At 52.0% G+C, this 25645-nt stretch carries 24 protein-coding genes and 1 riboswitch; of the genes, 15 read left to right on the top strand and 9 right to left on the bottom strand.

Annotation, left to right across the window (positions count from 1 at the left end; genetic code table 11):
- Positions 1 to 54: 54 nt before the first annotated feature.
- Positions 55 to 981 carry a LysR family transcriptional regulator gene (locus tag F6I03_RS06755; protein ID WP_070431368.1) on the bottom strand — a complete coding sequence of 309 codons (927 nt, stop codon included), beginning with the start codon at positions 979 to 981 and terminating at the stop codon, positions 55 to 57.
- Positions 982 to 1105: 124 nt separating this feature from the next.
- Here F6I03_RS06755 and F6I03_RS06750 point away from each other — a divergent pair, with 124 nt between their 5' ends.
- From F6I03_RS06750 to F6I03_RS06725, 6 genes are all read left to right on the top strand, one after another.
- Positions 1106 to 2290 (top strand): 5-methyltetrahydropteroyltriglutamate--homocysteine methyltransferase, encoded by a 1185-nt coding sequence (locus F6I03_RS06750; protein WP_070431367.1) that lies wholly within the window; start codon positions 1106 to 1108, stop codon positions 2288 to 2290.
- Positions 2291 to 2411: 121 nt separating this feature from the next.
- A complete protein-coding gene (locus F6I03_RS06745; RefSeq protein WP_224788504.1) occupies positions 2412 to 2891 on the top strand; it encodes a GNAT family N-acetyltransferase in 480 nt (159 codons plus the stop codon).
- 27 nt (positions 2892 to 2918) lie between these two features.
- Positions 2919 to 3494, top strand: a complete 576-nt coding sequence (locus F6I03_RS06740; RefSeq protein WP_224788503.1) for a hypothetical protein — start codon at positions 2919 to 2921, stop codon at positions 3492 to 3494.
- Between the two features lie 121 nt (positions 3495 to 3615).
- On the top strand, positions 3616 to 4761 hold the full coding sequence (locus F6I03_RS06735) for a hypothetical protein (RefSeq protein WP_224788502.1): 1146 nt from the start codon (positions 3616 to 3618) through the stop codon (positions 4759 to 4761).
- A 644-nt stretch (positions 4762 to 5405) separates the two neighbouring features.
- On the top strand, positions 5406 to 6872 hold the full coding sequence (locus tag F6I03_RS06730; RefSeq protein WP_070431365.1) for an anthranilate synthase component I family protein: 1467 nt from the start codon (positions 5406 to 5408) through the stop codon (positions 6870 to 6872).
- Positions 6869 to 7432: an anthranilate synthase component II gene (locus tag F6I03_RS06725; RefSeq protein ID WP_070431364.1), complete on the top strand. Its 564-nt coding sequence runs from the start codon at positions 6869 to 6871 to the stop codon at positions 7430 to 7432. Before F6I03_RS06730 ends, F6I03_RS06725 begins: the two co-directional genes overlap by 4 nt.
- A gap of 89 nt (positions 7433 to 7521) precedes the next feature.
- Here F6I03_RS06725 and F6I03_RS06720 read toward each other — a convergent pair whose 3' ends face one another.
- Together F6I03_RS06720 and F6I03_RS06715 are read right to left on the bottom strand one after the other, a co-directional pair.
- Positions 7522 to 7821, bottom strand: a complete 300-nt coding sequence (locus tag F6I03_RS06720) for a rhodanese-like domain-containing protein (protein WP_070431363.1) — start codon at positions 7819 to 7821, stop codon at positions 7522 to 7524.
- A gap of 106 nt (positions 7822 to 7927) precedes the next feature.
- Positions 7928 to 8746: a ZIP family metal transporter gene (locus tag F6I03_RS06715; protein WP_070431362.1), complete on the bottom strand. Its 819-nt coding sequence runs from the start codon at positions 8744 to 8746 to the stop codon at positions 7928 to 7930.
- A gap of 167 nt (positions 8747 to 8913) precedes the next feature.
- Between F6I03_RS06715 and F6I03_RS06710 the strand changes: the two genes are divergently transcribed.
- Both F6I03_RS06710 and F6I03_RS06705 read left to right on the top strand, forming a co-directional pair.
- Positions 8914 to 9747, top strand: a complete 834-nt coding sequence (locus tag F6I03_RS06710; protein ID WP_070431361.1) for a CPBP family intramembrane glutamic endopeptidase — start codon at positions 8914 to 8916, stop codon at positions 9745 to 9747.
- Between the two features lie 185 nt (positions 9748 to 9932).
- Entirely contained in the window at positions 9933 to 10943 is a 1011-nt protein-coding gene (locus F6I03_RS06705) for a bile acid:sodium symporter family protein (RefSeq protein WP_070431360.1), read from the top strand.
- 85 nt (positions 10944 to 11028) lie between these two features.
- Here F6I03_RS06705 and F6I03_RS06700 read toward each other — a convergent pair whose 3' ends face one another.
- Positions 11029 to 12282, bottom strand: a complete 1254-nt coding sequence (locus F6I03_RS06700; RefSeq protein ID WP_070431359.1) for a glutamate-5-semialdehyde dehydrogenase — start codon at positions 12280 to 12282, stop codon at positions 11029 to 11031.
- A 1-nt stretch (position 12283) separates the two neighbouring features.
- Complete coding sequence (gene proB, locus F6I03_RS06695) at positions 12284 to 13111, bottom strand: glutamate 5-kinase (RefSeq protein WP_070431358.1); 828 nt, start codon at positions 13109 to 13111, stop codon at positions 12284 to 12286.
- 136 nt (positions 13112 to 13247) lie between these two features.
- On the opposite strand from proB, the gene F6I03_RS06690 reads away from it, so the two are divergent.
- From F6I03_RS06690 to F6I03_RS06670, 5 genes are all read left to right on the top strand, one after another.
- Complete coding sequence (locus tag F6I03_RS06690; RefSeq protein ID WP_070431357.1) at positions 13248 to 14114, top strand: D-alanyl-D-alanine carboxypeptidase family protein; 867 nt, start codon at positions 13248 to 13250, stop codon at positions 14112 to 14114.
- Positions 14115 to 14204: 90 nt separating this feature from the next.
- On the top strand, positions 14205 to 14756 hold the full coding sequence (locus F6I03_RS06685; RefSeq protein ID WP_070626293.1) for a GNAT family N-acetyltransferase: 552 nt from the start codon (positions 14205 to 14207) through the stop codon (positions 14754 to 14756).
- Positions 14757 to 14919: 163 nt separating this feature from the next.
- Positions 14920 to 15468: a hypothetical protein gene (locus tag F6I03_RS06680; RefSeq protein WP_070431355.1), complete on the top strand. Its 549-nt coding sequence runs from the start codon at positions 14920 to 14922 to the stop codon at positions 15466 to 15468.
- 128 nt (positions 15469 to 15596) lie between these two features.
- Positions 15597 to 16637, top strand: coding sequence for a hypothetical protein (locus F6I03_RS06675; RefSeq protein ID WP_070431354.1), 1041 nt, complete (start codon positions 15597 to 15599; stop codon positions 16635 to 16637).
- A 216-nt stretch (positions 16638 to 16853) separates the two neighbouring features.
- Positions 16854 to 17633 (top strand): acetoin reductase, encoded by a 780-nt coding sequence (locus tag F6I03_RS06670; RefSeq protein WP_070431353.1) that lies wholly within the window; start codon positions 16854 to 16856, stop codon positions 17631 to 17633.
- Between the two features lie 863 nt (positions 17634 to 18496).
- Here F6I03_RS06670 and F6I03_RS06665 read toward each other — a convergent pair.
- The 3 genes from F6I03_RS06665 to alr form a co-directional block, all read right to left on the bottom strand.
- Entirely contained in the window at positions 18497 to 19324 is an 828-nt protein-coding gene (locus F6I03_RS06665; protein WP_070430362.1) for a helix-turn-helix domain-containing protein, read from the bottom strand.
- A gap of 896 nt (positions 19325 to 20220) precedes the next feature.
- Entirely contained in the window at positions 20221 to 21114 is an 894-nt protein-coding gene (gene dapA, locus F6I03_RS06660; protein ID WP_150983092.1) for a 4-hydroxy-tetrahydrodipicolinate synthase, read from the bottom strand.
- A 117-nt stretch (positions 21115 to 21231) separates the two neighbouring features.
- A riboswitch (Lysine riboswitch) is annotated at positions 21232 to 21374 on the bottom strand.
- A gap of 66 nt (positions 21375 to 21440) precedes the next feature.
- Positions 21441 to 22619 (bottom strand): alanine racemase, encoded by a 1179-nt coding sequence (alr, locus tag F6I03_RS06655; RefSeq protein ID WP_224788501.1) that lies wholly within the window; start codon positions 22617 to 22619, stop codon positions 21441 to 21443.
- 70 nt (positions 22620 to 22689) lie between these two features.
- On the opposite strand from alr, the gene F6I03_RS06650 reads away from it, so the two are divergent.
- Entirely contained in the window at positions 22690 to 23157 is a 468-nt protein-coding gene (locus F6I03_RS06650; protein ID WP_070430359.1) for a low molecular weight protein-tyrosine-phosphatase, read from the top strand.
- 381 nt (positions 23158 to 23538) lie between these two features.
- Here F6I03_RS06650 and metK read toward each other — a convergent pair whose 3' ends face one another.
- A complete protein-coding gene (gene metK, locus F6I03_RS06645) occupies positions 23539 to 24741 on the bottom strand; it encodes a methionine adenosyltransferase (protein WP_070430357.1) in 1203 nt (400 codons plus the stop codon).
- 210 nt (positions 24742 to 24951) lie between these two features.
- Between metK and F6I03_RS06640 the strand changes: the two genes are divergently transcribed.
- On the top strand, positions 24952 to 25320 hold the full coding sequence (locus tag F6I03_RS06640) for a hypothetical protein (RefSeq protein WP_070430356.1): 369 nt from the start codon (positions 24952 to 24954) through the stop codon (positions 25318 to 25320).
- Positions 25321 to 25645: the final 325 nt, after the last annotated feature.

Raw genomic sequence — 25645 nt, 5'->3', positions numbered from 1 at the left:
CTTTCAGTCTTCTCTGGCTCTTTGCTCCAGAGGCCCACTTCTGATCGCGCGCCCTCACACCCTTTGTTTTTCTATTCCTTCTTTGAGGCAGTCTTCTAAGATGCTGATGAATTCTTTGGCGATGGGGTTGGGGGTGTGGCTGTCGTTGGTGAGGTAGCCGATTTCGATTTCTTCGCTGGAGTCGAGGGGGATGGCGATGATGTCTTCGCCGTTGAGGTTGGCGTTGATGATGCCGGAGGAGATGGTGTAGCCGTTGAGGCCGATCATGAGGTTGAAGATGGTGGCCCGGTCGCTGACGACGATGGATTGTTTGACGCCTTGGTCAGCGTGGACTTCTTCCCAGAAGTAGAAGGAATTGTGCTTGCCCTGGTCGAAGTTGAGCCGGGGGTAGGGGGCCAGGTCCTCGAAGGTCAGGCGTTTCTTCTTGGCCAGGGGGTGGCCCTTGTAGGTGAAGATATGGGGCTTGGCGGTGACTAGGGGGGTGAAGCTGAGGTGCTTGTCAGAGAGGACCCGGTCAATGATCTTCTGGTTGTAGTGGCTGCGGTAGATGACGCCCAGTTCGCTCCGCAATTGGTAGACCTCTTCGATGACCTCATAGGTTCGGACCTCCTTCACCGAGGCTTGGAAGGCTTTGTCCTGGTGGCGCTTGAGCAGGCGGGAGAAGGCGTCGACGACGAAGGCATAGTGGTGGCAGACCACGGAGAAGATGGGGAGAGCAGGGGGTTCCTTGTCGAAGTAGCGGCGTTCGACTAACTGCATCTGTTCCAGGATCTGGTTGGCATATTGGAGGAATTCTTCGCCATCTGTGGTGAGGGAAATCCCCCGCGAACTCCGGGTGAAGAGGGTCACGTCCAATTCCTTTTCGAGCTTGGTCATGGCATTGGACAGGGAGGGCTGGGAGATGTAGAGTTTGTTAGCGGCCTGGCTGAGTGACAGCTCGCTGGCAATGGTTTGGAAGTATTTAAAGTCTTCGAGGCGCATGCTTGGGCTCCTTTCTTCTAAAAGATTGGCTATAGTCTACCGCTATAGCTAGCTCTTGTAAATAGATATTTCAAATTTTTCCGCCCTTCGCGTATAGTTAGAGTCAAGAAAGCGAGTGATTGACATGACAACTTTTTCCAAACGATTCTTAACAGTAGGCTCTCTCTTACGCCCCAAAGAACTCTTGACTTATAAAAATGAAATTGAAAAACGTGACGACATTACTTATCCCTTCTACGATGACCTGCCTGGCTACAAGGAAGCCGAAGAAGCAGCGGTTAAAGACATCGTGGCTAAGCAAGTGGCCCATGGCTTGACTGAGATCTCGGACGGGGAATTCCAACGCTCTCTCTGGCACTTGGACTTCGCCTGGGGCCTGAGCGGGATTGACCGCTACATCAATGACTCTGGCTACCACTTCTACGAAGAAGATGCGGACGGCAACAAGCAGGACTATGAAACCCGCCGCGATATTGGTCTCCATGTGACCGGTAAGTTATCGGGCAAGAACCACCCCTTCGTCGACCACTTCAAATTGGTGAAGTCTCTAGCGCCCGATGATGTTGCTGTGAAGCACACCATCTTTGCGCCGGGCCACCTCTACTTCGAGCTCTTGGCTTTAGGTGAGATTGGCGAGGGCAAGTTCTATTCTGACCTAGCTGAATTCCGCCATGACCTGACCCAAGCCTATAAGGAATTCGTCAAAGAATATGCGGCAGCCGGTGCCAGCGTCCTGCAGATTGATGACTGCATCTGGGCCAGCTTTGTCGGTGATGAGGATGAGATCCGCCTCGACTCCTTAGACTTTGACGGGTCCAGCTTCTCCAAGGAAGAACTGGCCAATCAATTGATTGACTTGAACAATGCAGTGGCTGACTATGCCCATGAATTGGGGCTCAAGGTCTACGGCCATAACTGCCGCGGCAACTACGCCTCACGCGCCTTCACGGATGGGGCCTATACCGAAGTCGCTAAATACTTCCTCGCCCGCCAACACTATGACCGCTTCTACTTAGAATGGGATGACGAACGGGCCGGGAGCTTGTCTGCGCTCAAAGTCTTCGAAGACCGCCCAGACGTTGAAGTCGTTGTCGGTGCCCTATCTTCCAAGACAGCTGGTTTGGATGACGCTGACCGCGCCCTCCGCCTCTTAGAGGAAGCCAGCCACTATGTTTCAAAAGACAACTTATACCTCTCCCACCAATGTGGTTTCGCTTCTTGCGACTGTGGGAATGAATTGACCGAAGACCAGCAATGGGCCAAGATCGACCAGGGTCATGAGATTGCCTACCAATTCTTTGGTGAATAGGGAATCATTTCAAGCTCCTCGTGAGGGGGGCTTTTTGTATGGAAAGGGTCAAAATCCCCCTAGGCAAAGGCCACATTCTCCTCTATAATAAATGAGTAAAAGATGAGAAAGAGGTAAGAAAGTGGAATTGTTAACCTATCAGCCGAAAGATCTTGAGCAAATGACGGCGATCTGGAATGATGTGTTGGAAGATGGTCTGGCCTTTCCAGGGACGGCGCTCTACAGTCCGGAAGACTTTGCTGATTATTTAGCCCATAAAGCGGGCGTGACCTGCATGAAGATTGACGGCGAGCTAGCCGGTTTTTATACCCTATCACCCAATAATATCGGCCGTTGCGGGCATGTGGCCAATGCTTCCTACTGCATGAACAAGGCCTTCCGCGGGCGGGGGCTTTTTGCTAGCCTGGTGGAAGCCTCGCTGGAAGAAGCGAAATCATTAGGTTTCAAGGGGATGCAGTTCAATGCCGTGGTCGCCATCAACTATGCTGCCATTAAGGTCTATACCCAGCAAGGTTTCCAAATTGTCGGCACCATTCCTGATGGCTTCCTCTTGAAGAATGGGACTTATTCCAATATCTATATCATGTACCGGCCCCTGTAGATAGCTTGTAATAATTAGAAAAAATAAATGAAAGGTGATTCCATGTCTCTCAGTCAGAATAAACAGTCCATCCAACGCTTAACTTTAACCGCCTTGTTAACGGCTTTGGCCATCTTGATTCCCATGGTCATGCCCATCAAAGTGGTCCTCGGGCCGGCTTCCTATACCCTGGCCAGCCATCTGCCCATTGTCTTGGCCATCTTCATGGGGCCTGCGTCAGCAGCCTTTGTGGCCTTGGCTTCTGGTATCGGTTTTTTCTTGGCGGGCTTTCCCTTTGTTATTGGCTTGCGCGGGCTCAGCCACGTCTTCTTTGCGACTTTTGGGGCTTATTATTTTAAGAAACATCCTAGCGTGGTCAAAAAAGTGAGCACACGGACTATTTTTTCCTTCGTACTTGCCTTTATCCATGCCTTGGCCGAAGTGATTGTGGTCTACCTGGTGACGGGGCTCGGCACTGGCAACTTAGCAGCGGGCTACTTTACCACGCTCTTTGTCTTCGTCGGTTTGGGTGGGATTATCCACGGCATGGTGGACTTTGAGCTAGGCTATCAAACCGCACGCGCCTTAGACAAGGCCCGAGTGGTTTCCTTCTTTAATAAATAAGTAGTCAAGGAAAAGGGCGCCAGAAACTAGGGGGCGCCTTTTCTTATCGATTGCTTGCTGCTTTTTGTGCTATAATGGGAAAAGTTTTATCGAATGAGTGATGTGTTAAGGAGTGGATTGGGTGAAACAATATCGATATAAAAAAGCAATTGGCCTCGAACCTATTGTTTTTGTGGTGGTTTTCTTTGGGATATTTGGAGCGATTGGCAGTCGGATGGGGGTAGTCAATATGCTGTCGACCATTATGGCAACGGCTAATGACCTCCTCATGAATACCTGCTTCTTTTTGATGGCTATATCGGTCATAACGGGGGCCCTGTCTTCCCTCTTCTCTGAATTTGGTTTTGTGGCTTTGATTGATAAGCTCTTGTCCCGCTTGATTGGCCCCATCTATGACATGCCGGGGGCTTCCTCCTTAGGCGTGCTCAACTGCTACATGTCAGATAATCCAGCGGTCTTGACCCTGGCCAAGGAAGATAATTTCAAACGTTTATTCAAGAAATACCAGTTGCCTGCCTTGACCAATATCGGCACGTCTTTTGGGATGGGCTTGATTGTGACGGCAACGGTTCTCGCCATTCCGCTAGAGGGGGCGGCGATGGCAGCCTTGATCGGGAACTCGGGTGCAGTAATTGGGAGTGTGGTCAGTGTCCGCCTCATGCTGCACTTCACCAAGAAGGTCTATGGGACGACAGACTATGTGGAGACGGAACATGGCGAAAACCTGCCAACAGGATCGCGAGTGGTCCGCTCGGGAGGAGTCGGTGCTCGTATCCTGGGCTCTCTTCTAGATGGGGGCAAGAACGGGGTAGAAATGGGTCTGGCCATTATTCCTGGTGTCCTGGTGGTCTGCACCATGGTGATGCTCTTGACCCACGGCCCCGGACCAGACGGAACTTACACCGGAGAGCTCGGCCAGGGCGTTCCCTTCTTGCCTTGGTTAGGGGAGAAACTATCCTTTATCCTGACCCCAATCTTCGGCTTCTCCAACCCTGAAGCCGTCTCTGTGCCCATCACTGCCCTGGGAGCAGCGGGCGCTGCCGTGGGGATGGCAGCCAAACTGGTCGAATCGGGCCTCGCCAATGGCAATGACCTGGCTGTCTTCACCGCCATGTGCATGTGTTGGTCAGGTTACCTATCGACCCACATCGCCATGATGGATGCCCTAGACACCCAAGAAGTCACCGGCTACGCCCTCCTCAGCCACACCATCGGCGGCCTAGTCGCCGGAGCCGCCGCCCACTTTATCTATATTTTGGTCATGTAAAGGGTGTGAGGGCGCGCGTTTAGACTCAGATAATTGCGGTCGACAGCTCTGAGCACAAAACGGGCTCTCCAATTTTCCTTCGAACGGCCTATGCACAAAACGCCCCTTCAAATTTTTCAAACAATCGGTCCCGCTTTTTAATCAAAAATTTTCCTTGCACCATCCCGCCTTGGGCCAAGTGGTGTTCTAAGAGACCGGTGGCTAGGGGCAAGCACACCGAGAGCTGACCCAATGACTGATATGAATTTCCGGCCGGTCCTGATCTGGGACCGGTTTTTGTATTTTTCTTGTTGACAAGTGTGATCCGCCATGCTAGACTAGTTGCAATTAAACCGATGAAGCGGAGATAACGGCAACGATGCCTGCACAGAGAGCCCGGGGAGATGAGAGCCGGACCAGAAACAAGTTGTCAAATGGACCGCAGAGGGCGCAGTGAAAGACGGAGTCGAGTAGCCTGCGACGTGAAGGTTGGCGTGACGAACCAGGGATATGTTGGTATCCTAGCCAAGTGTGCGCGCGAGCGTAAATTCAAGGTGGCACCGCGGATTATTTACTCAAAGTAACGATTCGTCCTTGACAGATGTGTACTTCTGTCAAGGACTTTTTTTCTTGGCAGGCGGTTTTTAGAATTTGGAGGAAAGAATATGCCGTTAAAGCTAAGCCTGGAGGAGGTCCAAGCCTTCGCCCAAGACCCGGACTATACCATTGTGCCCCTAGCGCGCGAAATTCTATCAGACTTTATCACACCCATCGAAGCCATGCGGATCTTGAAGCAGGCTTCTAGTCATTGTTATATGCTGGAATCGGCTCAAGCTAATGAGACCTGGGGCCGCTATAGCTTCCTTGGCTATGAGCCTAAGTTGGAAGTGACCTGTAAGGATGGCCGTTTAGAAATCGGGGACCAGGTCTATGAGACGGAAGACCCCGCGGCCTACCTCCGCCAATTACTGGCGGACTATCGGAGCCCACGCTTGCCGGACTTGCCGACTTTTACTGGGGGCCTGGTGGGTTACTTCGCCTATGATTATTTCAACTATGTGGAGCCTGCAGCCAAGCGCCCCGTCGCTGACCACGAGAACTTCAAGGATCTGGACCTGATGCTCTTTGACCAGGTGATTGCTTTCGATCATTTGAAACAAAAAATCATTCTGATCGTAAATGTGCGCCTGGACCAAGTGGAAAAGAATTACCGGGAAGCAGTCCAGGCCCTGGATGCGATGGAGGACCTCCTCCGCCACGGCGACAAGGTTCAGGAAGAAGCCGGCAGGATCCAAGGCCCAGTGACCCCTTACTTCAACCAGGCGGAATTCTGTGACATCGTGGACCGGGCCAAGGCCTATATCCGGGAAGGGGATATCTTCCAGATTGTCCTCTCGAATTATTTATCAGCCCCCTTCTCCGGCAGCCTCTTCAACACCTACCGGCTCTTGCGGACAGTGAATCCCTCGCCTTATATGTTCTACTTCGCGGGAACGGATGTCGAATTAGCTGGTGCTTCGCCCGAAACCTTGGTCAAGCTAAAAGATGGCCGGCTCCACACCTTCCCTCTGGCGGGGACCCGGCCCCGGGGGAAAACACCTGAAGAAGACCAGGCCTTGGAAGAAGACCTGCTTTCGGATAGTAAGGAATTGGCCGAGCACAATATGCTAGTGGACCTGGGCCGCAATGACCTGGGTCGGATCAGTGAATTCGGCAGTGTGGAGGTGGAAGCACTGCATGCGATCGAACGCTTCTCCCATGTCATGCATATTGGTTCGGTGGTGGGCAGCCAATTGCGGTCGGACTGTGATGCCCTGGATGCCATTGGTTCGGTTCTGCCAGCAGGGACCTTGTCAGGGGCGCCGAAGATTCGGGCCTGCCAGTTGATTGCAGAATTGGAAGGAAGCAAGCGGGGGATCTACGGTGGGGCCATTGGTTATATTGACTTTACCGGTAATATGGAAAGCTGTATCGGTATCCGCTTGATCTACGCCAAGAATGGCAAGGTCTTTGTCCGCAGTGGGGCAGGGATTGTTGCGGATTCCCAAGCCGATAAGGAATACCAGGAATGCCTGAACAAGGCCAAGGCATCCCTAAGCGCGCTTGAACTCGCCCAGGAGGTAGACGAATGATTTTAATGATTGATAATTACGATAGTTTCTCTTATAACCTCTATCAATTGCTTGGGGAATTGAATCCCGACATCCAGGTCATCCGCAATGATGAGTTGAGCCTGGAAGAAATTGAAGCCCTAGCGCCAACAGCCATTGTAATCTCGCCCGGCCCCGGTCGGCCAGAAGATGCCGGGGTGATTGTGGACCTGGTCCGCGAACTGGGGCCAAAGATTCCCATCCTCGGGGTCTGCCTGGGCCACCAAGCCATCTGCCAGGCTTTTGGTGGGGTGGTGACTTATGCTGACCGGATGATGCATGGCAAGCAGTCAGAGATTAAGGTCGATACCGCTAGTCGGCTCTTCACTGGCTGCCCGGAAGTCTTTCCCGTGGCCCGCTACCACTCCTTGATTGCTGAGACGGAGAGCCTGCCCGACTGCCTCAGGGTGACTGGCCAGACCGCTAGCGGGGAAATCATGGCTTTAGAGCACCGGGACTACCCCATCTACGGCGTCCAATTCCACCCTGAATCCATCATGACCCCAGACGGCCGGCAGATCCTGGCTAACTTTCTTGAATAAAATAACTCATCGTTTGCTTATGATATTAAATAGAAAAAAAGGCACCGTATCTCCAATCGATACGGTGCCTTTTGGTCAAGTCAGACGACTTATTTTTCTAATTCGCCAGGGTAGTCAGGGGTTCCTTTTTCAACGTTAACGGCATTGAAACCATTCTTTTCTAAGATTTCGGTACCTTTTTTGGACCCTTTGCCGTCATGGCAGATGACATAGTAGACCTTGTCCTTGTCTAATTCATCTAAGTGGTCTTCGATCTGTGAGAGAGGGAAGTGAACGGCGCCTGGGACGTGGCCTTCTTCGTATAAGTCACGTGGGCGAACATCAAGAATGTTAACGGGTTCGTCTGCTTTTACAATGTCGTAAAATTCTTCAATCGTTACTTGGTTCATAATATCTACCTCCTATGACTTAATCATAACAGAAAGTAGGCCAGATACAACTTATATGCTCAAAGCGTTTACAAGTTTCGTTTACTCGGGGAAGAGAGGCTAAAAGCTAGCCGAGGGCCACGTCGAGAACCATCATCACGGCAAAACCAGCAATCAAAGCCAGGGTCGCCAGGTCTTCGTTGCCATTGCTCTGGGACTCGGGAATGAGTTCTTCCACGCAGACAAAGATCATGGCACCTGCAGCGAAGGCCAGGGCGTAGGGGAGGATGATAGTCATCTGGGTGACCAACCAGGCCCCGAGGATAGCCCCGATGATCTCAACTAAGGCCGAGGCCTGGCCGAGGTTGAAGGCCCGCCAGCGGCTGTTGCCATTGGCGCGGATGGGCATGGCCAGAGCTGAGCCTTCAGGGAAGTTCTGGAGAGCAATCCCCAGGGTCAGGGAGATGGCGCTAGCCATACTGGCATTGGCTATCCCAGACCCCACGGCCCCGTATGCCACGCCGACTGAGAGGCCTTCGGGGATATTGTGGATGGTGATGGCGAGGAAGAGGAGGAAGGTTGACGAGAGCTGGGTGGGGACCCCCTCTGCTTCAGACCGGCTTTTGTCCATGTGCATGTGGGGGATAATCTTGTCCAAGAGGCTGAGGAAGAGCCCTCCTGCCACAAAGCCTACCAGGGCAGGGAAGAAGGCCCACTTGCCGTAACCTCCCGCTTCCGCATAGTCAATGGAAGGCGCCAGGAGGGACCAGAAGCTGGCAGCAATCATGACCCCCGCTGCGAAGCCGTTCATGGCGTCCAGTAATTTACGGTTGATCTCCCCCATGAAGAAGACCAAGGAGGAGCCGAGAGCGGTGAAGAACCAGGTGACGATTCCAGCTAGGCCAGCTTGCGCGACAGGGTGTAAGTTTAAAAACCAATCAAACATAAAAATCTCCTTATCTCAATAATTTATCCAAGCAATACCCAGTATAACGCAAACAATTAGGAATGCCTAATCATAAGCTGCCCCTCTCCTAAAAAGCTATTGCCTAGCGGGAACTTTTATGCTAAAATTTTCCGATAAAATGACTGCTTAAGCAAGGAGCTGATCGGATGAAAACTAAATCTCTACCCCTCGCCTTAATCTATAGCCTGCTGGCCTTCTGCCTAATGATCCTAGCCCAAATCCTGGCTACGCTCTTGACCAATTTAATCCCCTATGAGGGCCTGGCTAGCCTGGTCAATCCGGTGCTGGACCTTGTCATCTTTGTGGGCTTCTTCAAACCCTACCAAGTGAAGGTCTTAGCCCTAGATGATGAGAGTCTGGGACTCAAGCCCCGGGCGGTCGCTAAGTCAACGGGGCTTCTGGCCTTAGCCCTGCCCCTGGTCCTGGTTCTAGGAACGGCCCTGGCCTTGCCGGGCCAGGTCCAAGCCGGGGAAGTCTCTTTTTATAGTCTGGCCTACCTGGTCTTAGCGGATGGCCTCAATGGGGCGGTCCAAGAGGAATTGGTCTTCCGGTCCCTTGCCTTGAAGCTGCTAGGTCGCGCGAGGTCGGTCTATTGGGGGATCTTCCTGCCAGCCAGCCTCTTTGCCCTGATGCACCTCCTCAACAAGCCCTTGGATGGGCCTTCCCAGCTGATCTTAGTCTTAGCGGGCTTCTTAGCGAGCGTGCTCTTCTCCCTGGTCGCCTATGTGGAGGGGAATGTCTGGTCCAGTATGGCCTTCCATGTGGCCCTGAATGGCCTGTCCTCGGTGCTTTACTTTGTTGATCCTGCCTTGGAAGAGGGCGGACTGAGCCTAGCACCAGCTTATTACGTCTACCAAGGCGGCCCCCTCTTCTTTACGGGCGGGGGCTACAGCATCCTCAGCTCCGGTTGGGCCTGCTGCCTCTATGCCTTACTGATCATCTACTATTATAAGCGCGGCCAGTCCCGGGGGAAATTCTAGGACAGGTCCGCTGGCTAGCCACTTGCCGATGCGGTCTTATCCGGGGCAGGTGGTTTTTTATCCTCTATTTAAAATGACAGAATATTCCGCTAAAGGACTTGAAAAATCAAGGGAGAAGGTATAGACTGGATAACAATGATAAATAAATGAGAAAAAGATGAGAAACAAGAAAGGAAGTTTTAGTGATGGGATTTTTTGCTCGGCTGAATGGCTATTTTAACCGCTATTTGGCGGTCATTGTCCTGCTAGTGGGTTTGGGGGCCTTGCTTGCACCCCAGGCCTTTGTTTGGGCCAGTGCTTATACGTCGATTTTTCTAGGCTTGGTGATGTTTACCATGGGGTTGACGATGAAGCCCCATGACTTCTCCGAGGTCTTCAAACACCCCCTCCAAGTCTTATTGGTGGCTGTGGTCCAGTTCGGCTTCATGCCGGCTGCTGCCTATGTCGTGGCCAACCTCTTAAACCTGCCCCAAGAAATTGCCTTGGGCCTGATCTTTGTCGGCTGTGCGCCAGGGGGAACTTCTTCTAATGTGATTACCTTCCTGGCAAACGGTAATGTGGCCTTATCGGTGTCCGCAACCTCCGTGTCGACCCTCTTATCACCCTTTATGACCCCCTTGCTCTTGGCGGCCTATGGGGGAGCCTATATTGATATCGCCTTTTGGCCCATGTTCCTCTCCATTGTTCGGATTGTTCTCTTGCCGATTGTCTTAGGGATTGTGATTAATTATTTTGCCGGTGAGCATTTGAAGGGGGCCCAGGACTTCCTGCCTAGCCTGTCCTCCTTAGCGGTCCTCCTGGTCTTAGCGGGGTCTGTCGCTATTAATGCGGAGACTTTGAAGGCCAGCGGTTGGGTCATCGTGGCTGCGGTCTTGATTCACAATATCAGCGGCTACTTGGCGGGTTACTTGGTCTGCAAGTTCCGCCACTACGACATCCCATCCACCCGGGCCATTGCCATCGAGATCGGTATGCAAAATGGGGGGCTGGCCTCGACCCTGGCTCTCCAACACTTCAACCCTAATGTTGCCCTGGCTGGGGCCGCCACCACCGTCCTCCATACCCTGGTCGGCACCCTCTATGCCAGTGCCTGCCAGCGCAAAGACCAGAAAGCGCCGGTTCCTGACTCTGAATTCTATGCTCAAGCTGCGGAATCAGAAGAGGAAGCTACAGTCTTAGCCGAAGAAAAGATTTAAGACGGATTAAGTTTAATCGATAAAAAGGCATCACCTCGACTTTAGTCAAGTGATGCCTTTTGTTATGGTTTGGATTGATCATTCTTTATTCCCGGATCTGGCCTTGGCCTTGGATCAGGTACTTGTAAGAGGTGAGGGCCTCAAGTCCCATGGGGCCGCGGGCGTGGAGTTTTTGGGTGGAGATGCCGATCTCACCACCAAAACCGAAGATTCCCCCATCTGAGAAGCGGGAGGAGGCATTGACATAGACGCAGGCCGCGTCGATATCGTTCATGAAGTCTTGGGCCACTCGGTAGTCCTCAGTGGCAATGACTTCGGAGTGCTGGCTGGAATAGGTCTGGATGTGGTCGATGGCTTCCTGGTAGGAGTCAACAATCTTCACAGCAATGTCATAGTCCAGGTATTCCTCGGCATAGTCGAGCTCTTCGGCTGGGCTGGCGTCTTTGACCAAAGCACAGGTCCGCTGGTCACCGTGGAGGCGGATACCATTGCGGTCAATTTCAGGCCGGGCCTTGTCCAGGAAGTCCTTGGCAATGGCTTGGTCGAGGACCAGGGTCTCCAGGGCATTGCAGACAGAGACGCGCTGGGCCTTGCCATTGATAAAGAGTTGGACAGCTTGGTCTAAGTCGGCGGATTGGTGGACATAGAGGTGGCAGTTACCCACTCCAGTTTCGATGGTCGGGATGGTAGCATTTTGAACCACACTTTGGATTAAATTGCCGCTTCCCCGGGGGATGAGGCAGTCCACATAGCGGTCCATCTGCATAAAGGCAGTAGCCAGGGCCCGGTTGGGATCATCGATATATTGGATGGCAGCCTGGGGCAGGTCAGCGTCTGCTAGACCGGCTTGGAGGGCTGTGACAATGGCCCGGTTTGTTTGGAGGGTCTCCTTGCCTCCGCGGAGGATCGCGCTGTTGCCCGCTTTGAAGCAGAGGCCAGCCGCGTCCGCAGTGACATTGGGCCGGGATTCATAGATAATGCCGATAACCCCTAGTGGGACCCGTTTCTGTACGATATTGAGGCCTTGGGGGCTGGTCCAACCCGTGATGACTTCATTGATGGGGTCGGGCTGCCGGGCCACATCTTCTAAGCCCAGGGCCATGGCTTCTATCCGGTCTTCGGTTAAGGTCATCCGCTCAATAAAGCTGTCGGGACGCCCTTGGTCCCGGGTTTGGGCAATGTCTTGGGCATTGGCTTCGAGGATGCTGGCTTGGGCCTGGCGGATTTGGTCGGCCATAGCGAAGAGGGCCTTTTCTTTGGTCTGGCTATGGGCCTGGGCCAAGTGGCGGGAAGCGGCTTTAGCTTGCTCGCAGAGCTGTCCGAGTTCTTTGATGTCCATGTTATTCTTCCTCCTTTAAGGATTCGGTGGCGGCAGAGACCAGGCTTCCGATCTCTTGCCCCGCTAGCAGTTTGAAAATATCAGCTGGCTCCTGGCTGCCCATGATGACCATGCTCCGGCCTTGGTCGAGGACCAGTTTGCCGGCCTTGAGCTTAGTGGTCATGCCGCCAGTAGAGAAGCTCGATCCCTTGCCACCGGCTTGGTCCAGCTGTTCTTGGGCAATGCAGTGGAGCCGGCTAATCTTTTGGGCTTGGGGATTGCTTTGGGGGTCATCGGTGTAGAAACCATCCACGTCGGTTAAGAGGACCAACAAGTCAGCGTTGACAATATTGGTCACCAGGGCGGACAGGGTATCATTGTCCCCGAAGCGGGTCTGGTGGTCGAGTTCGTCAACAGCGACGGCATCATTCTCATTGATAACGGGGATGACGCCTTGAGCCAGGAGGACGTCCAAGCTATTGCGGCAATTCTTCAGGCTCTCGGGGTAGTCCATGACGTCCCGGGTCAAGAGGATCTGGGCCACTTCTTGGTTATAATAGGTAAAGAAGCGGCTGTAGATACTCATGAGGGTCACTTGCCCCAGGGCAGCCAAGGCCTGCTGTTCCGGAATGGCTTGGGGGCGCTGGGCGATGCCTTGTTGGACACAGCCCACGCCAATAGCCCCTGAGCTGACGAGGATAATTTCCTTACCCGCTTGGCGGAGGCTAGCCAGGGTGAAGGCCAGACGGTCGATGCGCGGGTAGTCAATTTGATTATGGTCTGTCAGTAGGGAATTGGTTCCGATTTTGAATACTAGGCGTTGGGCATGGGCTAAATCTTCTCGCTCCATCTCTTAATCGCTCCGTTCTCTCATAATTTCTTCATTATTGTACCATAGTTTACTTTTTATTGCCTCATTTAAAAAGCTTTCGGCCCGGGCTAAAGGCTGTTATAATAAGTCTTAAGACTTAAGGGAGGCGGATGAGATGACAGAAGAGGGCTATAAGCATGCTAGGCAGATGGTCTATATGATCCTCTTGACCGGCCTGGTCGTGGGTCTGGGCCTAGTTGACCAGTCCAAGGTCTTTGAGGGGCAAGGGGCCGAGGTCACCAACCAAGTGCCCGCCCTTAAAGCAGACGAGCGCCCAAGCCAGGGTCAACTACTGGCACCAGAGAGCAAGGACTTCCAGGCTAAATTTGGGGACAATTTAGACCAAGTCCTGGCTGACCTTCCAGATGCCGTCGACCCTAGGGATTGGCGTTTGATCCTGGTTAACCGCCAGGAGCTCTTGGACCAGGAGCCGGATTTTCAAGCGGCCCAAACGCCAGAAGGCCAGGTCTATGACCAAAGAGTCCAGGCTGATTTGGAAGCCCTGATGGCCGATGCCCAGGCAGCGGGCCATGACCTGCGAACCATTTCTGCCTTCCGTTCGATTGCATCCCAGGCCCAGAACCGTCAGCACCAATATGAAGCCTATCTCAACCAGGGCAAGTCCAAGGAAGAAGCCGAACGTCTAACTGATGCTTACATTGCACCCGAACGGGCAACGGAACATGCCACGGGCTTGGCCTTCGACTGGCTGAGCCAGGCCTGGTTGGACCAGGGCGGGGGCCTAGATGAAAGTTTCAGAGAAACTCCTGCGGCCCAGTGGCTGGCAGACAATGCCCACAAGTACGGCTTTATTCTGCGCTATCTGGAAGGAAGCGAGGCCATCACAGGCTACGAATTCGAGCCCTGGCACTACCGCTATGTGGGCCGGGACCACGCCGCCTTTATCCACCGTTATCAGCTGACCCTTGAAGAATACCTCCAACTGGCTCATTACCGTGACCAAGTGAAGCAAGAATCTTAAGGCCAAATGACGAGAACTTATGTTATAATAAGCCGTGACAATGAATGAATAATTAGGCATCGATAGAAGCCGGAATCGGGGAAAGTTTGTATGAATCACAAAGGAACAAAGACGATTGAGACACAGAATTTGCTCTTGCGCAAGTTCGATGTGTCCGACTATGAACAGATGTATAAGCACTGGGCAGGCGATAGCCAGCTGACCCAATATGCTTCTTGGGGTGTCCATGATTCCAAGCGGACCACAAAGAAGCTCTTGGAACACTGGCAGATCAAACGCTCTAATGATAAGATTTACCGCTGGGGAGTGGAAGACAAGGCTAGCCAAGCCCTTATCGGCGAGATCCATGTCAAACGGATTGTCAAAAAAATTGCGGCCTGTGAATTGGAATTTCTCTTCGCCCAGTCGGACCAGCGCATTCAGCTGGGGGCGGAGGCTGTTCGGACAGTGACCCAATTCCTCTTCGACTCCGTCCAAGCTGACCGGGTCCAGGTAGGGATTGACGTAGAGGATAAGGCCAACCAAGCCATCCTAGAAGCCTGCCACTACCAGGAAGAGGGCGTCCAGAGACGGGGCCTGGCCAACAACCGCGGCATCGTTGACCGCCGCTGGTTTGGCATGATCAAAGAAGACAAAGATTAGAAAGGGCCTTGCGGGGCCTTTTTTTGTGGGAGGGGAGTCTTGCACCGCTTGTTCTTTTTCCACTAGAAATAAACTGGCGCTTTTGGCCGTATTTAGACGGGGAGTCTGTTATAATAAGACTGTTAGCGTTTCAATAGCTTGACTAGAAGGGTGGAGGCACACCATGCGTTTGGATGAATTATATACCCGTTTGAATCATTTGGCTTTCATTGAGAATTATTATGTAGCGACCAAGGAATGGGATGGTGAGAGTTTCCGCGTCTTGAAGATCTATGATGATGACAGTAAGCTCGCGGAGATCAACTTGGACCAGCCCTATATGTTGCGCACGAGTTTCCAGGGCTTTAACAACCGGAATCTCTTGGAGAAGCAGGCCCTCTTGAAGCTCTTAGTGGAGTTCTCAATGACCCCAATCGACCAGCGTCAATCGGACCTTTACTATGCTTATTACTACGACCTCTCCAATATAACACACTTCATCAAGCGCCTGGCCAATAAGCGCCTGGCGGATGATATGATTCCAATGGCCTATTTCCGGACCTTATCCGACGAAGAGAAGCAGAAGTATCTCTTTAATTCAGCAGAATTCGATGATTTTCCTAAAGATTACAAGCCGCGCTTTACCCCAGACTCTTTTGTCAAAGTGATGTCTTTGGAAGAGATGGAGGAATCTTTGGAGGAGCGTTTTCCTGCTGGGCCCTTGGATGATTGACCAATAGTGATCGGTAAAAGGCATCACTCGCTCGATGACCAGCCTTGAACTTTGACCAAGGGCCGATTACAATAATTACTGGTGTCTTTGACCGGTAATCATTATTCCGAATTAAGGGGAAGAATATTATGAATCAAGATCAAGAACAGTTACTTAAAGAAATTGAACAATTACTTGTGGGCAATTATAGCCAGGCCATTCGCGAAGTGGGCCAAAAATTGGTTGAGAATATTGTCCTGATCCGTAACGAAGAATTCCTGTCCAAGTTAGAGGACTTGCTCTATGAAGCTTATCCTGAAGAGACCTTGGCGAATCGCAAACGCTATGATGATTCGGACAAGCACTCCGATAATATCTTCATGGCCAAGATTGACGATATGCTCACGGCGGGTGAGGTGACAGAGGCGCGTTTCGCTATGGAAGATTTCATCCGTAGCTTGGATGCTGACTTCGACCAGTACACGCCCAAGCCGGGCCAGCGCCACTTGTCGATCTTTGATTTGGTGGGGCGCTTTGAATTCTTGCTCCATGAAGAAGCGGGGATGCAGCTTTTGCCGACCCACCGCGACTTCAGCAAGATCTACCAGAGCTATGCTAAGATCTTGCTCCAGGCTAATGAGCGCAAGGAAGCAGCCGATGCCTACCAACAGGCCCTGCTCTGGCACCCCTACCAAGTGACCATTATCTACGACTTGGCGGCCCTCTACCTGGATATGGACCAGTACGGCATGGCCTATGCCATGATTCTAAAAGGCTTGAAGTATTCCATTGAACGCTCAGCTCTCGCTCGGGGCTATGCCTGCTTGGCCAAGTTCTATTACGGCAAGGGCGACCGCGAGGCGGCGATGAACTTTGCGAAGATCAGTCTGCGCTGGAAGGAAAATGATGTGGCTGCTGGGCTCCTAGATAAGCTTAAAGAAGAGGGCTTGTCTGTTGACGATGACTTAACGACGAAGGAAGTGGCCCAGATTCTCCAAGACTACAAGATGGACCAGTTTCCTTCCGATGCTGCCCTCTGCAAGCTGGTCAACATGGCCCAGGCTGCTGTTGAGCTGGGCAATATGAAGACCGCCCGCTTCTACTTTAGACTCTACCAGTCCCTGACGGAAGGCCAGGAACTAGCTGCCGATGCTGTGATCGCCAATCTCGAGCGGCAATTGAATATGTAATAAACGATAACAGACGCTTAGATCTGATGATTTGAGCAGTAAAAACTTTAACTTATAGAAAGAGGCTGGAGCTTTTCATCCAGCCCTTTTTTTAGTCTCAAAGCCTGCCACTGACCTTTATGGGCTGGTCTAAAAATTTCTCGAGGCCTTTTATTTTTATTTCGGTTCCGAAATTGTTATACTAGATTTAACTTAAGAAAAGGAGGAATTTATTTTATGTCAGAGAAGAAAGTTGCAGTGATTACAGGTGGCGCTCAAGGTTTGGGTAAGGCCATTGCCCAACAATTAGCGACAGATGGTTTTGACCTCGTCTTAGCGGATATTGACTTAGAGACTTTAGAAGCTACCCAGAAGGAATTTGCTGACCAAGGGATTGAAGCAGCGGTTAAGGAAGCCGATGTCAGCAAGTTGCAAGATCAGAAAGACTTGGCGGCTTATGCGGTGGATCAATTTGGCCGTTTGGATGTCTTCGTGAACAATGCTGGGATCGAAGGCCGGGTCGCACCGCTGATCGACTTGGAAGAAGATGACCTCGGGGCTCTCTTTGACATCAACATCAAGGGGACGATTTACGGGATCCAAGCTGCCGCTAAGCAGATGAAGGAACTTGGCATTAAAGGTAAGATCATTAATGCGTCAAGTATCGCTGGGCGCGAAGGCTTTGAAATGCTCAGTGCCTATTCAGCTACAAAATTTGCGGTCAGCGGGCTAACCCAAACGGCTGCCAAAGAACTCGCTGATGATGGCATCACCGTGAACGCCTATGCTCCAGGGATTGCTGGAACTGGCATGTGGGACCGCCTGGATGAAAAATTCGCCGAATTAACAGGTGCTGAAAGAGGGGAAACCTTCAAGGAACAAGTGGATAACATTGCCCTTGGCCGTACCCAAGAACCAGAAGATGTGGCCAACCTTGTCTCCTTCCTCGCTTCAGAGAAATCCGATTACATCACCGGCCAAATTATTGTGACCGATGGTGGGATGGTCTTCCAATAAAATAAAATGAAAAAAATGCCTATTGTCCGACCTGGAATGGCGGTCGATAGGCATTTTTTTTGACTGGAGAGAGAGGGGGAGGGGCTTGGCTTGGGCAAGCCACACTCGGGATATTCGGTTGTGGGTTGGAGTCGTGCAAGCTCTATTTTCCATGATTGAAAGTTGCTAAACCTGAACTTTCAAATGATGCCACTATTAGCAAGTAGATTGAAAAAAACATCCCTCCCATTAATAATGAAAACACTCTAACCAGGCTAAAGGGGCCTGGCTAGAGTGTTGATTGGAGCGCTCGATCTGTATACGGAACCGTGCGAATGCCAATTGAAATTTCCTATTTGCATTCGGGACCTCTATTCGCAAATAGAACCGCGCGCCCTCACACCCTTAGTCGGGTTCGGTCTGGCAGCTTTCCTGTCACTTCACAAGTCTCCGCCGCAGTCTTGCAGACTGCTCTGGTGACTTGCTCCAGTGAAGGAAAGCTAACCGCCAGCCCTCACACCCTTTAGTCGGGCTCGAGGATGCAGAAAGGGCTCCTCTTCGCAAAATCCCATCGAAGGCTTTCAGCCTTCTCTGGTCTTTTACTCCAGAGGTTCCTTTCTCCCGCATCCTCTCACACCCTGTGTAGTCGGGTTCGCAAGAGCAGACTTGAAGTGATTTCAGCTCATCGAAACGTCTGACTGGCGTCAGCCTTTTTCGATGAGCCTCCAATCATTCAAGTCTAAGCGCTCTTGCTCACACCCTTTTATAGTCGGGTTCGACTTGGCAGGCTTGGAGTGATTTCACAAGTCCGGAACGAGCGAATGTTTCGCTCTTATCCTGACTTGCTCCAATCACCCAAGCCTAAACGCCAAGCCTCTCACCCTTTATTTTGCGTCGTGGGGTCTGTAATGGTAGTGTTTGATGAAGGATCGGTAGAAGTTGCTGTAGTCTTTGAAGCCGGCGTTTTTCCATGCGCGGCTGATGGACTGGCCTTTTTTGATGCAGTCGTGGGCGTAGCTGAGGCGCTTGGTGATGAGGTATTGGTAGAGGGTGTCGTGGTAGTATTTTTGGAAGATGCGGTTCACGGTTGAGGTGGAGATGTTGAAGTGCTTAGCGGTGTCTTGGAGGGTGATGGCTTGGTCGAAGTGGTCGTCGACATATTGCTTGAGATCGATAGCTAGCTGGTCGCGCTTGGTGTGTTCATGGAGCAGGGGGTCATCAGGGGCCTGGTAGATCTGGCAGGTTTCGAGGAAGAGCAGGCTGGCCAGGTGGAAGATGATTTTCTGTTGGTAGAGGGTCGCCTTTTCCGCTTGGACTTGCTTGAGTTGGCCGAAGAGGTCGAGGAAGACCTGCCAGTTGTTTTCGCTCACAGGGAGGATGCGCAACTGGCTGAAGACTTGGATCAGGTCGGTGGTGTCGATGAAGGTATGGTTGATCTCGTCCAGGTAATTATCCCCAATGGAGAGAACGTAGCCGTAGTACTGAGGGGTCGCATAGTGTTGCCCGGCTTCTAGCTTAAGGTCGATACTTGAAGGAATGACAATGATTTGCTTGGGTTCCACCTCAAGCGACTGTTGGTTAACGGTGATACGGAGAGCCTTGGTCACAAAAATCAGCTCATGCCGGTGGAAGGAAGAACGGTTGTACTGGTCAATATAATCTTCATCCATCGCGGTTGCTTTGATTCGAAAGGGGACTTGTCGATCGGTCATTAGTTGAAGCCTCCAATTGTAATGGTATATGATAGATACTATTTTATACTAAAACCGATTTTATTCAAGCTGATGAAAGGGAGAAAAGAAGACTGAAAATGCTTTCGCTCGCAGAAAAAAGAGCCTAGAAACATTCCAGGCTCTGAAAAAATGTTTTGCTTGACAGAATTAGAATCACTGGTCGTAAACTTTCGAATGACGGTTCGATTAACAACTTCTTTGCTAAAAGGCCCTGCCACTTTCTATAATAAAAAAACCATCTAGCCAGGCTAAAGGGTGCCTTGCTAGATGGTTCGCCTGTAGTTGGGTTCGCAAAGGCAGAAAGGGAGTGACTTCAGCAAAGTGGAACGATCGGCTTGCAGCCGCTCTTATCCGCTTTGCCTCCAGTCATCCCTTTCTAAACGCCTTTGCTTACACCCTGTTAGTCGGGTTCGACTTGGCAGACTTGGAGTGACTTCACAAGTCCGAAACGAGCGAATGCTTCGCTCTTATTCTGCCTTGCTCCAATCATCCAAGCCTAAGCGCCAAGTCTCGCACCCTGTTAGTCGGGTTCGGTCGCGTAACTTCCTTGTCACTTCACAAGTCTCCGCCGCAGTCCTTCAGACTGCTCTGGTGACTTGCTCCAGTGAAAGGAAGCTACCTGCGCGCCCTCTCACCCTATAAAGTCGGGTTCAGGCTAGCAGAAATAGCTCCTCTTCACAAAGCTCCGCCGAAGACTTGCAGTCTTCTCTGGACCTTTGCTCCAGAGGTCTATTTCTCCCGCTAGCCTTCACACCCTATAGTCGGGTTCGAGGATGCAGAAAGGGCTCCTCTTCGCAAAAGTCCGTCGAAGGCCTTCAGCCTTCTCTGGTCTTTTACTCCAGAGCTCCCTTTCTCCCGCATCCTCTCACACCCTGTTAGTTCAACAAGCCGAGTTCTTGCATTTGCTCTTTTAGTTTGGCCACGGTTTCTTCTTGGGGTTTGCCTAAGGGGAGGCGGGTTGGGCCGACCTCGTAGCCTTGGAGGGCGAGAGCGGCTTTGACGGGGATGGGGTTAGGCTCACAGAAGAGGGTGTCGATGAGGGGCTTGAATTTGGCCTGGAGTTGGCGGGCCTTGGCAAAGTCTCCATCGAGGGCGGCGTGGATCATGGTATGGACTTCTTCCGGTGCGATATTGGCTAAGACGGAGATGACACCTTTGCCACCTAAGCTCATAAGAGGGACGGCGGTATCGTCATTGCCGGAATACACATCGACTTGGTCGCCACAGTAATGGAGGTTGTCCACGGCATGGTTGAAGTTTCCGGTGGCGTCTTTGAGCCCGACAATGTGGTCGAAGTCATCGATTAAACGACGGAGGGTTTGAGGGGCGATACCCATGCCGGTCCGTCCTGGAACATCATATAAGATAATCGGAATGGTCACGGCATTGGCGATGGCCGCAAAGTGTTGGTAGAGGCCTTCTTGGTTGGTCTTTAGATAGTAAGGGGTAACAGAGAGCAGGGCATCGGCTCCTGCTTCTTCACAGGCCTTGGATAGGTTGACCCCATGGCGGGTGTCGTTAGAGCCAGCCCCAGCGATGACAGGGACACGGTGGTCGACCAGGTCCACACAGTAGCGGATAAGGTCAATTTGTTCTTCATCCGTTTGGTTGCTAGCTTCGCCCGTTGTCCCGGCAACGATAATGGCGTCGGTGCCTGCTTCAATCTGCCGTTCAACGAGTTGGCGGAAGACCTCATAGTTGATTTCACGCGTTTCAGTATCTTGGTAGGGGGTTACAATAGCCACCCCGGATCCACTATAAATAGACATTTGATTTCCTCCTTAATGGTTAAACAACTGGGTCAAATAGAAAAAGCTAAGATTCAGGAATCTTAGCTTACTTGGGTATGCCTATACAAAGTCAGCGTGTATGGTTCAAGGGCCCAAGTAGGATAAGTCCTCCAAAATAAGAATGGGCTTCTTATTTGACAGTGGCAGCCTTATTCAGTACTGCCCCCAACAAGCAAGCTTGCTTCGGCGCTGGCCCCTTTCGTTTCCTAATGATGGCAAGCGCGGCCTCTATATCTCTACTTTTCTATTGCTATAAATCTAACATAGCTAATATTAATAGTCAAGGACAAAACAATGAAAGGCTTTTAATCTTGGTAGGTCCTTGGCAGGCGCTGGCTGAGCAGGCAGAAGGCCTCATAGGCAATGGTGCCGGCATGGGCAGCGACTTCCTCGGCGCGGATTTCTTGGCCTTGGTTTTTACCGATGAGGGTCACTGGGGTGCCGATGGGATAGGCCTGGTCTAGGCGGACCATGCACTGGTCCATGCAGATCCGTCCGACAATGGGGCAGGGCTGACCTTGGATGAGGGCCTTGAGTCCGGAATAGGCTCTTAGCCAGCCGTCCGCATAGCCAATGGGGAGGGTGGCAATCCATTCATCCTGGCTAGCCGTGTAGGTTGCCCCGTAACCGACTGTCTCACCGGCATGCATTTGTTTGACATGGGCAATCTCTGTCTCCAGACTGAGGGCTGGCTCCAAGGGATAGGGCAGGCTTTCGGCTCCATTAGAGGGGTTGGCTCCGTAGAGGGCGATGCCTAGGCGCACCATGTCTAGGGTCTGATCGGGATACCAGAGGGCCATGGCACTGTTGGACTGGTGGAAGAGGGGCGGTTGGCTGAGACCGCTGCAATCGATGGCCTGGCGGATAGCTTGGAAGGCCTGGGCTTGGGCTGCCTGCTTGCTCTTGCCTTGGGGGTCCTGGCTATCAGCCGTGGCAAAATGGGTGAAGATTCCCTTGAGGGTGAAGGCTTTGGGGTGGGCGCTGATCCAATCGATAGCTGCTTGTAAGCTCTGGCTGTCGAGAAAACCGATCCGTCCCATGCCTGAATCAACAGCCAGGTGGACAGGGAGGGGAGGACAGTCGCTAGCTTCGAGTTCTGCACTGACGGTTTCTAGCCAGTCCAACCGGCTTACCGTCACGGCCACTTGGGCTTGGGCCATGTCCAAAGCTTCTTCTTTAGGAATGACACCGAGCACCATGATATCTTCTTGGATACCTGCCTGACGGAGTTCCAAGGCTTCGTCGGTCAGGGCGACACAGAAGCCATCAACACCGGCCTGGGACAGGGCTTGGCTGACCGCCTTGGCCCCGTGTCCGTATGCATCCGCTTTGACGGTAGCATAGACTAGCTTGCCTGGGGCTAGGGATTGCTTAATCACTTGGTAGTTATGTATAATAGCATCTAGGGAAATCTTAGCGCGGCTTGCGCGTCGATAAGCAGTAACCATTGGATAGGATTCACTTCTTTCTAATTCATTGGTCAACTTAAGAAACTTACTCTTATTTTAGCATTGCCCATGACATCATATCATTAAATTTTACTTAGGAGGTACTATGGTTAAGATTTGTTTTATTTGCTTAGGTAATATTTGCCGGTCCCCCATGGCGGAAGCCTTGATGCGGGAGGAAGTAAAGAAGCGCCATTGGGAGGATAAGGTTCAAGTCGACTCGGCAGCGACGGGTGACTGGAACCTGGGCTCTGCTCCCCATCCAGGAACAGCTGAACTTTTAGCCAGCAAGGGCATCAGCACCGACAATATGTATGCCAGCTTGCTGGAAGCTGATGCCGCCGACCACTACGACTACTTGATCGGCATGGACGACAGCAATATCGAAAATATTAAGAAAATTGTCGGTTCGAGCGACAGGGTTTACCAATTGTTGGACTTCACCGACCAGCCAGGAGCGATTGCAGACCCTTACTATACCGGGAACTTTGACCTGACCTATGACCTGGTCACTAAGGGGATCCAAGGCCTCTGCCAGCACCTGGAAGCGACCTACCCTGAATTGCGAGATTAGCGGATTGACAGAAGACTGCCAGCCAAGGAATAAAGTGCCTTGCCTGGCAGTTTTTTTGTGGAAATTTATGGAAAGAGCTGCTGAACTTGCTAATGGGGGCCCTATTTGGGACTTGCGGCCGCTCTACTTTTGAACGGCGGCTTCATTCGCAAGTTGGAGCGGCTTTACTTGCAAACAGTGGTCCCATTCGCAAGTTACGGTGGGGCTACTTTCGAACGGCGGCCTCATTCGCAAGTTACGGCTGATCTACTTTCGAACGGCGGTCTCCTTAGCAAGTTGCCCAGATCCAACAGCGGAAGGGAGGTTCAAAAGAAATGGCAAAGTAAAAAACAGCCCGCCCCATCCTGGCTAGGTGAGGCGAGCTGCTGTTTATAGTCATTCTTAGGCGAGCTTGTCAACCGCGGCTTTGAGTTCGTCGATGCGGTCGGTCCGCTCCCAAGGGAAGTAGGGGCCTTCTGCTTTACGGCCGAAGTGTCCATAGGCAGCGCTAGGTTCATAGATGGCTTGGCGCAGGTCTAGCGTTTCGATAATGCCGCGGGGGGATAGGTCAAAGATTTCCCGGACAGCCTGGGTAATTTTTTCCTTGGCGACGCTTTCGCTGCCAAAGGTATCAATATTAATGGAAACAGGCTGGGCAACCCCAATGGCATAGGCCAATTGGATTTCGCAGCGGCTGGCTAGCTGGCTGGCCACAATGTTTTTGGCAATGTAGCGGGCCATGTAAGAGGCACTCCGGTCCACCTTGGTGGCGTCCTTACCGGAGAAGGCCCCGCCCCCATGCCGGGCCATCCCGCCATAGGTATCCACGATAATCTTCCGTCCCGTCAAGCCGGCATCTCCTTTAGGCCCTCCGATAACAAAGCGACCGGTTGGGTTGATGTAGTACTTGGTGTTCTCATCGAGGAGATTGCTAGGGATGACTTCCTTGATCAGGTGTTCGTGAATGTCGGCTTCAATCTGTTCTAAGGGAGTTGATTCCGCATGCTGGGTGGAAACGACGATGGTGTCGACGCGAACCGGCTTCTTATGCTCGTCATATTCGACCGTAACCTGGGTCTTGCCGTCTGGACGCAAGTAGGGCAGAATTCCTTCGTGACGGAGATAGGCCAGGTGTTCCGCTAAGCGGTGGGCCAGTTGGATGGGCAGGGGCATGAAGTCAGAGGTTTCGTCGCAGGCGAAGCCGAACATGAGTCCCTGGTCGCCAGCCCCCAAGGCTTCTTCGCTACTTTCTTTGTCCCGGATTTCCAAGGCCCGGTCGACCCCCTGGGCAATATCAGGGGACTGCTGGTCTAAGGCCACCATGACATTGAGGTTTTCGGCGTCGAAGCCATATTTCCCCCGAGTGTAGCCAATTCTTTTGACCGTATCGCGTACAATGGTCTGGAAGTCGAGTCGGGCTTGGGTGGAAATTTCACCGAAGATGACCACGAGGCCGGTGTTGACGATGGTTTCACAAGCCACCCGGCTGTTGGGGTCCTGGCTGAGGGCAGCATCCAGGATGGCGTCACTGATCTGGTCAGCAATCTTGTCCGGATGGCCTTCGGTAACACTTTCACTTGTAAATAGATAATGGTTTTGTAACATTTTGTCCTCCTTAATGGGCAAGGATATTTTTCCGTTTTATTCCTTGTCTATTCTAGCATGTAATTGTAAAGCTGGGAATGGTCAAATAATATCTTGAAAGTTCGTTAAAAATTCAAATATAGCCGTTAAAATAGAAAAAAAGAATGCCTATGGGGGCTGCCTACTTGCTTAAGCTTGGCTAGGCTGGCCTTTGAGAGGGGAGGGGACCCAGTGAAACGTGCAAGCTACCGCCAGGCAAAAGCGGAACTCGCCAAAGAAAAAGAACGTCATAAGAAGAAGCGCTTAGCCTTATTTGATACGCATTACCAGCAGGAAACGACGGTCTATGCGGGAGACGACTTCAAGCGCGTCAACCATCCCGTCGATTCCTTAACCCGGGAGTTGGATCTGGATACAAATGAAATCTTCTATGCCCGCGAACGTAAGCGCCAGTGGTTCTGGTCAGATAGCCAGCATGGCGGCTACCGCTTCCTGGCCTTGGCCTTAGTGATTGTGACCCTAGTCCTCCTCTGGTTTATTGGGCCCTTCGTCATTAGCTATCTGCGGGGGCTCTTCCACCAGGCCCAGCTCTGGTTTTAGGGCAAGTGAAAGGCGCCTAGCAAGTTGCGGGCGCCTGAGCTATTTTAGGGTGACTTAGTTGGGTTCGAGGATGCAGAAAGGACTCCTCTTCGCAAAAGGCTGTCGAAGCTCGCTAAGCTTCTCTAGCCTTTTACTCCAGAGCTCCCTTTCTCCCGCATCCTCTCTCACCCTTTAGTTGGGTTCGGTCTGGCAGCTTTCGTGTCACTTCACAAGTCCCTGCCGCAGTCTGTGAGACTGCTCTGGTGACTTGCTCCAGTGAACGAAAGCTAAGCGCCAGCCCTCTCACCCTTGTAGTTGGGTTCGCAAGAGCAGAAAGGGAGTGACT

Source organism: Aerococcus sanguinicola (assembly GCF_008726925.1).
GTDB lineage: Bacteria > Bacillota > Bacilli > Lactobacillales > Aerococcaceae > Aerococcus.
The sequence above is the reverse complement of the archived record's forward strand: the minus strand, read 5'-3'. Positions and strand labels throughout refer to the sequence as shown.

What these genes read in the sequence shown, in the direction of transcription:
- F6I03_RS06755 (WP_070431368.1), bottom strand. Translation starts at nt 981, where the DNA reads ATGCGCCTCGAAGACTTTAAATACTTCCAAACCATTGCCAGCGAGCTG.
- F6I03_RS06750 (WP_070431367.1), top strand. Translation starts at nt 1,106, where the DNA reads ATGACAACTTTTTCCAAACGATTCTTAACAGTAGGCTCTCTCTTACGC.
- F6I03_RS06740 (WP_224788503.1), top strand. Translation starts at nt 2,919, where the DNA reads ATGAAAGGTGATTCCATGTCTCTCAGTCAGAATAAACAGTCCATCCAA.
- F6I03_RS06730 (WP_070431365.1), top strand. Translation starts at nt 5,406, where the DNA reads ATGCCGTTAAAGCTAAGCCTGGAGGAGGTCCAAGCCTTCGCCCAAGAC.
- F6I03_RS06725 (WP_070431364.1), top strand. Translation starts at nt 6,869, where the DNA reads ATGATTTTAATGATTGATAATTACGATAGTTTCTCTTATAACCTCTAT.
- F6I03_RS06720 (WP_070431363.1), bottom strand. Translation starts at nt 7,821, where the DNA reads ATGAACCAAGTAACGATTGAAGAATTTTACGACATTGTAAAAGCAGAC.
- F6I03_RS06715 (WP_070431362.1), bottom strand. Translation starts at nt 8,746, where the DNA reads ATGTTTGATTGGTTTTTAAACTTACACCCTGTCGCGCAAGCTGGCCTA.
- F6I03_RS06710 (WP_070431361.1), top strand. Translation starts at nt 8,914, where the DNA reads ATGAAAACTAAATCTCTACCCCTCGCCTTAATCTATAGCCTGCTGGCC.
- F6I03_RS06705 (WP_070431360.1), top strand. Translation starts at nt 9,933, where the DNA reads ATGGGATTTTTTGCTCGGCTGAATGGCTATTTTAACCGCTATTTGGCG.
- F6I03_RS06700 (WP_070431359.1), bottom strand. Translation starts at nt 12,282, where the DNA reads ATGGACATCAAAGAACTCGGACAGCTCTGCGAGCAAGCTAAAGCCGCT.
- proB (WP_070431358.1), bottom strand. Translation starts at nt 13,111, where the DNA reads ATGGAGCGAGAAGATTTAGCCCATGCCCAACGCCTAGTATTCAAAATC.
- F6I03_RS06690 (WP_070431357.1), top strand. Translation starts at nt 13,248, where the DNA reads ATGACAGAAGAGGGCTATAAGCATGCTAGGCAGATGGTCTATATGATC.
- F6I03_RS06685 (WP_070626293.1), top strand. Translation starts at nt 14,205, where the DNA reads ATGAATCACAAAGGAACAAAGACGATTGAGACACAGAATTTGCTCTTG.
- F6I03_RS06680 (WP_070431355.1), top strand. Translation starts at nt 14,920, where the DNA reads ATGCGTTTGGATGAATTATATACCCGTTTGAATCATTTGGCTTTCATT.
- F6I03_RS06675 (WP_070431354.1), top strand. Translation starts at nt 15,597, where the DNA reads ATGAATCAAGATCAAGAACAGTTACTTAAAGAAATTGAACAATTACTT.
- F6I03_RS06670 (WP_070431353.1), top strand. Translation starts at nt 16,854, where the DNA reads ATGTCAGAGAAGAAAGTTGCAGTGATTACAGGTGGCGCTCAAGGTTTG.
- F6I03_RS06665 (WP_070430362.1), bottom strand. Translation starts at nt 19,324, where the DNA reads ATGACCGATCGACAAGTCCCCTTTCGAATCAAAGCAACCGCGATGGAT.
- dapA (WP_150983092.1), bottom strand. Translation starts at nt 21,114, where the DNA reads ATGTCTATTTATAGTGGATCCGGGGTGGCTATTGTAACCCCCTACCAA.
- F6I03_RS06650 (WP_070430359.1), top strand. Translation starts at nt 22,690, where the DNA reads ATGGTTAAGATTTGTTTTATTTGCTTAGGTAATATTTGCCGGTCCCCC.
- metK (WP_070430357.1), bottom strand. Translation starts at nt 24,741, where the DNA reads ATGTTACAAAACCATTATCTATTTACAAGTGAAAGTGTTACCGAAGGC.